This window comes from Oceanobacillus sp. FSL W8-0428 (genome assembly GCF_038004405.1).
In the GTDB taxonomy this organism is placed as follows: domain Bacteria; phylum Bacillota; class Bacilli; order Bacillales; family Amphibacillaceae; genus Oceanobacillus; species Oceanobacillus sojae.
On record NZ_JBBORB010000001.1, the window covers coordinates 408,994 to 420,856 of the forward strand.

The window sequence follows — 11,863 nt, forward strand, 5'->3', positions numbered from 1 at the left end:
TATCGAGTTCTGATCGTCACCCTATCCAAAAATCAGAATTAAACTGATATCTCCTTCTTCCCTGAGATAATCATAATAATAATTAATGAAATAATCGTAGCTAACGACAGCATAGATGCCAATGCTGCAGCTGTTCCGAAATTAGATGTAAATACTTCACTATAAATTGAAACAGTAATCGTTGCAGTTGCACCATAATACAAAACGATGGTTGAACTTAATTCATTTATAGTTGTTACCCAACTTAATATTGCTCCAGATAAGACTCCCGGTATCATTAAAACAGCAGTCGTCTTAAAGAATGTTTTCATTGGAGGTACCCCTAAACTAATCGATGCTTCCTCAACACTTTTATCAATCTGATGCAATATGGCGGTGCTGGACCGCATTGTATACGGCAATTTCCTTACAACATATGCAATAACTAAGATTACCCACGTACCTGTTAATTCAATTGGCGGTTTGTTAAAGGCTATGATCAAACTAATACCCAGAACAGTACCCGGAATTACATAAGGAATCATAATTAGCGCATCTAGGAAAGAAGTAATTTTGGATTTTCTTCTCACCACCACATAAGAAAGTAAAAGCCCGGCAATGACCATAATCACAATTGCAACGCTTGCATACGTAAACGTATTCTGAATTGCTTTTGGAACTTTATAAAGCACCTCTCGATAACTATCTAAACTAAACCCGCCAACAAAAACCGGTCCATTAGTTTTCAAGAATGAAGTAGTAATTACAGTTGCCTGTGGAATGATAGATAATGTAACAATGCCCATTACCATTAATGTCGCTAAAGTACGCTTCACGGGACTTAACTTAATTACTTTTGGAGGTCGTAATGAACTCATAGTATACGTTTTTCTATTCATAATATGGCGTTGAAATAGTAAAACAGCAGTAGTCACAGAAAGTAAAATCATACTTAACGTACTGGCCATTGCCGGGTTAGACCCCATTTCACTAATGAATTGATCATACGCAAGAATTGGGAGCACCTTCTCTCCTTGACCGATTAACATTGGTGTACCAAAGTCAGCGAAAGATGCCATAAATACCATCAAAGCTCCAGTTGACACTGTCGGAAAAATTAATGGTAAGGTAACTTTACGAATCCGTGCAAATCCAGAAACTCCAAGGCTGCTTGATGCCTCCTCTAGTGAAACATCAATTGTTTTCAAAGCTCCTGATACATATAAATAAATATGCGGATAAAACTGTAAGGTGAATACCCAAATCATTCCATGTAATCCATAGATAGATGGTATTTCAATTCCAATATTTGCAAGGAAGTTTGTAATAAATCCATTATTTCCAAGCATTAGTATCCAGGAATATGCCCCGATAAACGGTGGAGACAACAACGTTAGTATAATTAAAATATGGAATACCCCTTTAAATGGAATATTAAATCGTGACATTGCATAAGCAACTGGAATACCTAACACACAGGCAAAAAAGGTCGCAGATGTAGATACAATAAAGCTGTTAATTAAAGCTGAGTAATAGTATTTACGGCTAAAGAATTCCTGATAGTTTTCTAATGAAGCTTTTCCATCCTGCCAAAAGCTATTAATAAAAATATTAAATAAAGGATAAATAAGGAAAAAGCCAATCAGAATAAATGCTGCGATAATAACAAAATGCCAGAAGTCTAACCTTAAATTAAACGGTTTCTTTAAGACTTGTGTTCTTGTGCTCATTTAGTACTTCCTCCCCGCTCTCATCAAAAATAACCGCTTCCTCTGGATTTAGATCAACCTTTACTAAGTCGCCAATTTTCCTTAGCATGTTATAACGGATAGAATGCTCGTGTGCACTGATAAGCGTGCCAGAAGTAAACCTTATTTTATATACAACAGACTCTCCCAGAAAAGTAGCATCAACAATCTCTCCTTCTACTAGAGCAGAATTTGCATCACCAGTTTCCTTGATTTTGATTTGTTCCGGACGTATAGAATATATCCCCTTTCCATAAGCACTCTCAAAAAGTTTTGTTTTTAAAGCTGCCCCTTCTACAAATACAGTAGCATGTTTGTCAGAGTCTATTATTTCTATTTCTGCATCTAAGAAGTTAGTAGTTCCGATAAAATTAGCGACAAATTTATTAACAGGACTTAAATAAATCTCATGAGGCTTGCCGATTTGCTGTACTTTGCCTTCACTCATAACTGCAATTCTATCTGATACTGCAAGTGCCTCTTCTTGGTCGTGTGTAACGTAGATAGTTGTAATATTTAAGCTTTTTTGCAGATTTCTAATATCCTCTCGCATCTTAACTCTTAGTTTTGCATCTAGATTGGATAATGGCTCGTCCATCAACAATAAGCCAGGATGAATAACAATTGCCCGTGCCAACGCAACACGTTGTTGTTGCCCGCCGCTCAATTGAGATGGCTGTCTATCTTTAAGATGAGACAATTCAACCATATCGAGTGCTTCTGTTACTTTAACTTTTATTTCATCTTTTTTTATTTTTCTTGCCTTTAAGCCATAAGCGACATTCTCAAAGACAGTTAAATGAGGAAAAATAGCATAATTTTGAAATACCATTCCAATATTTCTTTTATGTGCAGGGATGTTATTCATATGACTGTCTTCAAAAAAAAGATTTCCTTCTTCCTGTTGATAGAATCCAGCAAGTATGCGAAGTAAAGTGGTTTTACCACATCCACTTGGGCCGAGCAAGGTGAAAAATTCTCCTTTTTTGATGTTAATATTAATATCATCAAGCGCTTTATTATCACCAAAGAATTTACAAATTTGTTTTATTTTTACATGATCTTGCAAAATTATTTCCCCCTTCTTTAGAAAGGAATCAGATTTGAACACAATCCCTTATTCCTGTTCAATTAAGACCTCTTGGAACTGATTCATTACACTATCTTTGTTATCTGCAGACCAGCCGAAATCATAGTCTACTAATGGAATCTCTTCAGAACCAATAAGTCCTTCCGGCGGATTCACGTCATCGCGCACAGCTCGTCTGCCAAAATCCTCTACAATCATTTCTTGGACATCTTTACTGACTAAGAAATCAATGAATTCCTCTGCATTTTCTGAGTTTTTAGCATCCTTAATTAATGCAACACCATCGGGAACAGCAGAAGTCCCTTCTTCCGGATAACTAATATCTACAGAGGAGCCGCCTGCAATATAACGATATGCCGCTTCTTCTAATGTGATCCCAACAGGGAATTCACCATCAGCTACCCCTTTAGGTACAGCACTTGAACTAGATAAAATAGTTCCATCTAAGTTAGCAACAAATTCCTCTACAAAATTCCAGCCGTCATTTCCATCATCGCTGTATGCAGACAACATAGTCACCAATTGTGTATAAGCAGAACCTGATTTGCTCGGCTCAACAAAAGCAATTTTACCAGTCCACTTTTCATCTGTTAAATCTTTCCATTCTTTTGGTGCATCCATATCCGACACCATTTCCTGGTTGTACATGATTACCATTGGTAACGCGGAAAATCCGGTCCAGATATTATTAGGACTCTTGAATTCAGTAGGGATCGCTTCGTCTTCAGCTGATTTATATGGCTCGAAGCTGTCACCGAATGCTTCTAATGATTCAGCACCGCCTCCCCAGAATACGTCTCCTCCCGGGTTACCTTCTTCAGCAGTCACACGATTTAATAATTCCCCTGTACCGCCAGTTACAACGTCTACTTTAATACCCGTTCTCTCTTGAAATTCTTTTACGATTGGATTAATAATTTCATTTTGATGAGGTGAATACACTGTTAATGTATTTGAATTCCCACTGGCCTCTCCATTATCATCAGATCCACATGCACTAATGATAATTAGAAGCATTATTGCTACTAGAAAAGTAAATATTTTCTTCATTTAGTAAACCCCCTAAATAATTTATTTATGATACAATATGATAATAGCAAATGAATGAAAGCGGATACAATCATATTTTTTTCATAAAATGTATAACTTTTTTCTAAGGCAGCAGGTGAAGAAATGATAGCCAAACTTCATAGTCTAAATTTACGCAGTAAATTAATCATCGTTATTATCATTACTTCTTTAGTCCCTTTATTGCTGCTAGGTTTTTTTACATTTAACTTTCTATCAGAGCTACTTCAAGAAGAAGTAAGTGAAAATGAATTAGAACGTTTAACATCTATCAATAATCAAGTGTCCTTTTTCTTAGACGATATTGAGCAAATGACTCTTTTTTTCTATAAAAACGAAGAAATACAAGATATCTTAAAGAAAAATAATACCCGAAATTTAAACGAAAAATATGTAGACTTTGAATATGTAAATGAATTATTTGATACTGTAACTGGAGTCAAAGACTGGGAGGTTAATATTTATGTTATCGGTTTAAATGGGGATCGTTATTTTTCAAATGAATACCTGCCTAACCGATATAATTCCATTCGGGAATCATGGGGAGTTTTTAGAAAAGCTAACAATGCCAAAGGCTCCTTAGTATGGGATACGAATTATTCTATTAATGGAGTAGATAATCAAGATATCGTTCTCACTGCTGGAAGAATTTTAGTAGACTCCACCACAAATGAAAAAATCGGCTATTTAATGGTTGATATCTATGAATCTGCTTTTTCAACTATCTATGAAAAAAATAACTTCTCAAATAGGGAAAGCTTTTTCCTATTAGACAACCAAGGTTATATCATTTCAAGTCAACCAAATAAAACAAACGTTGGGACAAAATTTGAAATGGACTACTATCAACGTATTATGGATGGGGAAAAAGGATTCTTTCATTTTGACTGGCATGATATAAGTTCGATTCTAACCTATCAAACAGATGAAAATACAAATTTTAAAACAGTAAGTATTCTCCCAATGGATATCATCCAGCAAAAAAATTATCTTGTTCGTAATTTAACGCTCAACTTTGCACTAATTGGAATCATTTTTTCAATATGGCTTGCGTATTACCTGTCTAAAACTATTACGAGACCACTTTATAAGTTAATCAATTTAATGAAAGAAGTAGAAAAAGGAAATCTTCAAGTCCGGTTTGATTCGAAATTTAATGATGATATTGGTATATTTGGAAAAAGATTTAATCAAATGTTAGAAAAGTTAAAAATATCCATTCAGGAAAACTATGAAAAACAGGTTCGTATGAAAGACTCTGAACTAAAAGCATTACGCGCCCAGATCAATCCACATTTTCTTTATAACACATTAGAAACGGTTAATTGGCTTGCACGCCTTGAAGGAGTCAACGATATTAGCAAAATTGTCGTATCATTAAGCGAGATTATGAAATATTCTGTCCGAAAAGGCAAAGACTTCGTTACAATTAAACAGGATGTAAAACAGCTCAAAAACTATTTAACCATTCAGGAATTTCGCTATCGTGACAAGTTTGATGTTCATCTAACAGTTGATGATTCAGTACTTAATCAAAAAATTCCAGCCTTATTATTACAACCGATTGTAGAAAATGCGATTGTGCATGGCCTTGAGAATAAGGTATCAAAAGGAAAAATTGATATCTCTATTACAAAAGAGCACAGAAGGATCCGTATTATTGTACAGGATGATGGTGTTGGAATGGATGAAAAAACGCTCGTTCAAGTCAATCAAGAAATAAAAGAAGGCCTGGAATTCGAAGAGCTGGGTATTGGCATTGAAAATGTTCGTAAACGATTGTATTTGAGCTATGGGAGCCAATTCCAGTGGACTCTTACTTCCAAGGACAATGAAGGTACAAGAATAGAAATATTAATCCCATATAAGGAAGGGTAAATCATGTTTTCTATATTAATTGTTGATGATGAATGGACTATTCGAGAAGGATTAAAAAGAACAGTTCCTTGGAGTGATTGGGGAATTGAAGTTGTTGGAACAGCAACAAATGGTAATGATGCATTACAAATTTTAGCTGACACACCACAAATCAACATCCTTTTGACTGATATCCGCATGCCGGGAATAAATGGATTAGAACTAATTGAAACCTGTCGTACACGTTTTCCCAGTCTCAAAATGGTTCTATTAACTGGACACGATGAATTTGAGTATGCTCAAAAAGCAATCAAGTTTGGTGCTGACGACTTTTTATTAAAGCCAACGAATATTGATGAATTAAAAACGACGATACTCTCCATTAGGAATAAATTACAGTCAAAGCAACAAGAAAAGGATGAGCTCGTATCCTTGTTAATCAAAGATCTAGTTGAGCATAATTCATTAGAAAATCTCGATAAGATAAGAGCTATTGAAATTATTCATCCAGGCTATGGATTTATTATCATTCGTTCCATGGATAAAAATAAAAGAGTGTTAAATATAGAAAATGTTTATTTGATTGAGGACAAAACTGATCAGCAGGTATATTTTTGTCATTCATTAAAGAACGAAGAAGGCTGGAAAAATATAATTGATCAAGTGAACAACTATTTAGCAGACACAAAAGCTCTCTATACCCTTCACCTAAGCTTAATTACTAGTGAACTTACACAGTTAATTAACATTTACAAACAGGCATGTACTGCTTCTGAATTTTATAATAAAAGTGAAAATCTAACAATCTATAAATATTTTGATGAACAATACACTTTAGACTTTGAAGAAATTATCCGATATATTCAACATCATTATCAGGAAACCAAAAGTCAATCTGAACTAGCCAAACAATTAAATATAAGCAATAGCTATTTCAGTAAATTATTTAAACAACATACCGGAATGAATTTTATCGATTACATAACAACAAAGCGAATCGAAGTAGCTAAAGAACTTCTTTGCTCCACTACCTTGAAAACTTACGAAATCGCACATGAAGTCGGTTATATAGAAGCCAGATATTTTAGTCAAATATTCAAGAAATTAACTAATAGGACTCCCCTTGAATACCGTAGGATGAAACAACAGATTCCACCTCTCGACTAAATTTCTTTTTATTGCTCCTGTTATTCGTAGGAGCTTTTTTATTTTAAATAATAAGGAAGTATTTTGACAGAGAAATATAGATAGAGGAGCAAAAAAGTTCGACTTCCGATAGCATTAATGCTATCATTAGCATACAATAAAACATAAGGATTAGTGATATGTCCGAATCAAAATTTGAAATATTATATAAAGGAAATACATCTCATTTTGAAACGTATCTACTGGACCGCGCTGAACAAGAATTACGAATTGGGAAACAAAGCATTTGGTGCAAAGTTGCAGACATGTACGCCAGACAGCTTACTATAATTTCCATTAACCCTTTTCCCGAGAGTATATTATTTGATTCAGACGAAACGCCACCTTCTTTGAAACAGATTATAGCACACACACAAATTATACTAATTTTTATAGGTGGGGAATAAAAGGTGGTAAAACAGGAAATCATCCTATTATCTATGCAATTCACAATTACCATAAAGTAGTTTTGCTTCATTATTTCAACAAACAATATAATGGCTTAATCAACCGGAGAGATATCCTCCCAGCTGAAAAAAGCTATTCAAATTATTGCGAAGATGACCCTAATCTCTATTAATACAAGGAGGAGAAAAACAGTGAGTGATTTTTTTGAACGCTACGCTAAAATGCGCGGTGAACAGCATGTACAGAATCTGCAGTATGAAGGAAAAATCGCAGCACAAATAAAAACTCACCGTCAGCAGCAGAAGCTGTCTCAACAACAGCTCGCTGATTTAGCAGACTTGCCTAAATCAACAATTGGCAGAATCGAAGCCGGTATAACAAGTCCAAAGGTTGATACATTATTGCAGATTTCCAAAGCACTAAATATTCCTTTTATTATTGATGGCACAGCTGATCAAAAAGATATATTTCTAAAAACCTGATTCTTTAAAATGACGGCAAAACTTTTAACACTTCCTATAGAATAAAATAAACTGTTTCAATCTAGTGCAATTCCAACTAAAATCGCGGTAAAAAGAATATAATTTTTAGAATAAGGGTTTTCACAGATTATTGGTGAAGGCCTTTTTCTAATGTGTCCGATTTTAGACAATGTCGTTTGATATTAGCATTGAAAACGTTACCAACGCTATATATACTGAATACAATCAAATATTAGGAGGCTATCATCTTGAAAAAAATAACGCATTTATTATTAGCTATTACTCTGTTAATGGTACTGGCAGCTTGTGGAAGTGAAGAAGATAATGCAAATAAACTCGTCATCTATTCACCAAACAGCGAAGATATTATTAATACAATTATTCCCATGTTTGAGCAGGAAACAGGTATTGAAGTTGAACTGGTTTCCGCAGGGACGGGAGAATTATTAAAGCGGATTGAAACGGAAGCCGGTAATCCAAACGGAGATATCATGTTTGGGGGCAGTAAGGCTCAAATGCTGGGAAATGGAGATTTATTTGAAAAGTATACTTCAAAAAATGATGATAACATGCTTGAGGGCCATCAAAATGTAGGCGGTTTTTTAACCCCTTATGGTGCTGATGGAAGTGTCATACTCGTTAATACAGATTTAATAGGAGATATTGAAATTAACGGCTATGAAGATTTATTAAATCCGGAATTAAAAGGAAAAATCGCTGCTGCAGATCCGGCAAGTTCAAGCTCTGCTTTTGCCCAGCTTACGAATATGTTATTAGCTATGGGTGGCGACTACACCTCTGAAGAAGGGTGGAATTACGTAGAAGAGCTCGTTAAAAATCTGGACGGTAAGGTTGCAAGCGGATCAGGCAATGTGCACAAAGGGGTAGCAGATGGAGAGTATACTGTTGGGCTGACCTATGAGGACCCTGCCCTCAGCTATGTACGTGACGGCGCGCCGGTTGAAGTTATCTATCCTGAAGAAGGAACTGTCTTCTTAGATGCAGGTGTTGAAATCATTAAAGACGCTCAGCATTTAGATAATGCGAAGGCCTTTGTTGATTTTATCGCTTCTGAGAAAGCTCAAACTGCATTTGGACAGGAATTAACAATCAGATCGTTAGGAAAAGACGTAGAGATAGCTGATTTTAAGAAGCCGCTTGAAGAAATAAACGTTATTGAAGAAGACGAGGAATATGTGGAAGAGAACCGAAATGAGATTATCGACATGTATAAAGATGTATTTACAAGCGCACAAGAGTGACCTAAAAAATAATAGGAATGAAGAATAAAGGAGAATGGCCGTGAGTGTAACCATCAGCTTTAACAATGTAATAAAAAAATATAATGATAAGCCTGTTATTTCAGGACTATCCCTCGATATTAAGAAGGGTGAGTTTTTCACCCTTCTTGGCCCTTCAGGCTGCGGGAAAACGACACTATTAAGGATGGTAGCAGGATTTAACAGTATTGAGGGCGGCGAGATCACTTTTGATGACAAGGTGATGAACCGGATTACGCCTCAGCATCGAAACATCGGAATGGTTTTTCAAAATTATGCTATCTTTCCGAATTTAAGTGTGAAAAATAATGTTGCATTTGGACTCAAAAACAGAAAAATTCCAAAGGATGAGATTGAGAGAAGAGTTGACCATATTTTAGATGTAGTACAAATCAGCCAATTCAAAAACAGCATGCCGGAGAATCTTTCCGGCGGCCAGCAGCAAAGGATTGCCCTGGCTCGTGCAATTGTTATGGAGCCGAATGTATTGTTAATGGATGAACCGCTGTCTAATTTAGATGCAAAGCTGCGTGTAGATATGCGTGAAGCAATCAAATTAATTCAACATGAGGTTGGAATTACAACTGTCTATGTAACACACGATCAAGAAGAAGCAATGGCCGTTTCTGACCGGATTGCTGTTATGAATTCTGGAGTTATTCAGCAGGTAGGAACACCACGGGAAATCTATCAAAGACCTGCTAATATATTTGTTTCCAATTTTATCGGAAGAACGAATATTGTAGAACGCTCCTTAAAAAAAGTGGATAATAGACAAGTACTTATCATGGACGAAAATTACCAGATTGATTTAGATGATATTACGCAGTATGCAGAGGAAATTATTAAAGTTTCCATCCGCCCGGAAGAGTTTACAATTAGTGATACATCAGAGGGTATGGCCGGTGTTATACAGCATAACGTATTCTTAGGAATCAATGTTCATTACACAGTTCAGCTTTCAAATGGAGAGAATGTCGAGGTGACAGAAGAATCTACACTTGGTGAGCCTCTAGAGCCAGGTACAGAGGTAAAGCTGCTCGTAAACAAGGAGAAGATTAATCTATTCCATTACGAGAGCGAAAAGAATATCCTGGAAGGTGATTCTTATGCAAAATAAAACGGCAGGAAGAAAAGACATCTGGAGTGTAATTACGTTAGGAATTCTTCTATTATATGCGCTTGTCCTTGTACTGCCTTTATTCACACTTTTAAAAGAAAGTATATTCAAGGATGGAGCACTCTCCTTTGAGCACTTTGGTGAGTTTTTTGGAAAGAAATATTATTACAGTACGCTTTTTAACAGCCTGAAGGTAACAGTTGCTGTGACTTTGGCCTCTTTGGTCATCGCTACACCGCTCGCTTATATTATGACCACTTTTAAAATCAAAGGGAAATTATATTTGCAAATATTAATTCTTATCTCTTCCATGGCACCGCCATTTATCGGAGCATATGCCTGGATATTATTAATGGGCCGCAATGGAGTAGTAACAAATTTTCTGAGTGATGTATTTCATATTACCACGCCGGATATTTATGGTTTTTCCGGGATTTTAATAGTCCTTACCCTTCAATTAATACCTTTAATATATATGTTTATGATGGGTGCGTTCAAAAGTATTGATAATTCATTAATAGAAGCTGCAGAAAGTATGGGGTATACCGGCTTCAAAAAAGTCTGGAAGGTTATCATGCCGCTGATGGTACCAACTATATTGGCTGGATCATTGTTAGTATTTATGCGTGCGCTTGCAGATTTTGGTACACCGATGTTAATTGGAGAAGGATTCGAAACATTACCTGTATTAATCTTCAATGAATTCACGAGTGAAATGGGAGGAAATGCCGGCTTCGCTGCCGCAATCAGTGTCATTGTCGTTGTCATCGCACTAACCATTTTCCTGCTGCAAAAATTTATCACAAATAAGAAATCTTTTTCTATGAGTGCTCTTCATCCAATTAAAGAAAAGAAAGAGTCTGGCATAAAAAATATTTTAGCTCATTTGTTTGTATACGGTTATCTAGCACTTGCTATTTTGCCGCAGCTCTATGTTGTGTATACAGCATTCTTAAAAACATCCGGACGTATTTTTGTCAAAGGCTATTCTTTGGACAGCTTTAAAGCCGCATTTACCCGCTCAGGTGATACAATTGTGCATACCTTTACTTTAGGGCTTATCGCACTTTTCTTTGTTATCCTGATTGCCATTTTGATTGCCTATGTGACTGTAAGAAGACGCAATGCAATCACGAATGGACTGGACATTATATCGATGGTACCATATATTGTGCCCGGGTCCGTACTTGGTGTTGCTTTATTGCTCGGATTTAATAACAAACCTTTTCTTCTAAGCGGTACAGCAACAATCATTATTATTGCCTTTGTAATCCGCAGACTGCCATATACAATTCGTTCCAGCGCTGCGATTATTCATCAGATTAGTCCAAGCATCGAGGAAGCGGCTGCCAGTCTGGGAGCATCAAATTTAAAAACATTTTTCAAAATAACATTGCCGATGATGCTGCCTGGTGTTATCTCAGGTGCTATCCTCAGCTGGGTTACCATTATTAGCGAATTAAGTACATCTATACTGTTATATACAGTCAATACAAAAACAATGACAATTGGTATTTATACAGAAGTTATTCGTGGAAACTACGGTGTAGCTGCTGCTTTATCAACGATACTCATTGCAATAACCGTTATTTCTCTGTTAATTTTCTTTAAATTAACCGGCAGGAAAGAAGTATCTTTATAGCTGG

9 protein-coding genes are annotated in these 11,863 nt (G+C 35.9%); 6 read left to right on the plus strand and 3 right to left on the minus strand.

What is annotated here, in order from left to right:
- Positions 1-38: 38 nt before the first annotated feature.
- From MKY30_RS01845 to MKY30_RS01855, 3 genes are read right to left on the minus strand one after another with little or no spacing between them, the layout of a single operon-like run.
- A complete protein-coding gene (locus MKY30_RS01845) occupies positions 39-1,709 on the minus strand; it encodes an ABC transporter permease (protein ID WP_147210058.1) in 1,671 nt (556 codons plus the stop codon).
- Positions 1,672-2,796 (minus strand): ABC transporter ATP-binding protein, encoded by a 1,125-nt coding sequence (locus MKY30_RS01850; RefSeq protein ID WP_147210057.1) that lies wholly within the window; start codon positions 2,794-2,796, stop codon positions 1,672-1,674. The genes MKY30_RS01845 and MKY30_RS01850 overlap by 38 nt, the downstream gene beginning before the upstream one ends.
- Before the next feature lie 48 nt (positions 2,797-2,844).
- Positions 2,845-3,867, minus strand: a complete 1,023-nt coding sequence (locus MKY30_RS01855; protein ID WP_147210056.1) for an ABC transporter substrate-binding protein — start codon at positions 3,865-3,867, stop codon at positions 2,845-2,847.
- A 123-nt stretch (positions 3,868-3,990) separates the two neighbouring features.
- On the opposite strand from MKY30_RS01855, the gene MKY30_RS01860 reads away from it, so the two are divergent.
- From MKY30_RS01860 to MKY30_RS01885, 6 genes are all read left to right on the plus strand, one after another.
- The gene (locus MKY30_RS01860; RefSeq protein ID WP_147210055.1) at positions 3,991-5,763 is read left to right on the plus strand and encodes a cache domain-containing sensor histidine kinase; all 1,773 of its coding nucleotides are present in this window, start codon (positions 3,991-3,993) and stop codon (positions 5,761-5,763) included.
- Positions 5,764-5,766: 3 nt separating this feature from the next.
- The gene (locus MKY30_RS01865; RefSeq protein WP_147210054.1) at positions 5,767-6,909 is read left to right on the plus strand and encodes a response regulator transcription factor; all 1,143 of its coding nucleotides are present in this window, start codon (positions 5,767-5,769) and stop codon (positions 6,907-6,909) included.
- Between the two features lie 617 nt (positions 6,910-7,526).
- A complete protein-coding gene (locus MKY30_RS01870) occupies positions 7,527-7,817 on the plus strand; it encodes a helix-turn-helix domain-containing protein (protein WP_077601663.1) in 291 nt (96 codons plus the stop codon).
- 248 nt (positions 7,818-8,065) lie between these two features.
- Positions 8,066-9,079 (plus strand): extracellular solute-binding protein, encoded by a 1,014-nt coding sequence (locus MKY30_RS01875; protein ID WP_147210052.1) that lies wholly within the window; start codon positions 8,066-8,068, stop codon positions 9,077-9,079.
- Positions 9,080-9,119: 40 nt separating this feature from the next.
- A complete protein-coding gene (locus MKY30_RS01880) occupies positions 9,120-10,217 on the plus strand; it encodes an ABC transporter ATP-binding protein (RefSeq protein ID WP_147210051.1) in 1,098 nt (365 codons plus the stop codon).
- Complete coding sequence (locus MKY30_RS01885; RefSeq protein WP_147210050.1) at positions 10,207-11,859, plus strand: ABC transporter permease; 1,653 nt, start codon at positions 10,207-10,209, stop codon at positions 11,857-11,859. Before MKY30_RS01880 ends, MKY30_RS01885 begins: the two co-directional genes overlap by 11 nt.
- Positions 11,860-11,863: the final 4 nt, after the last annotated feature.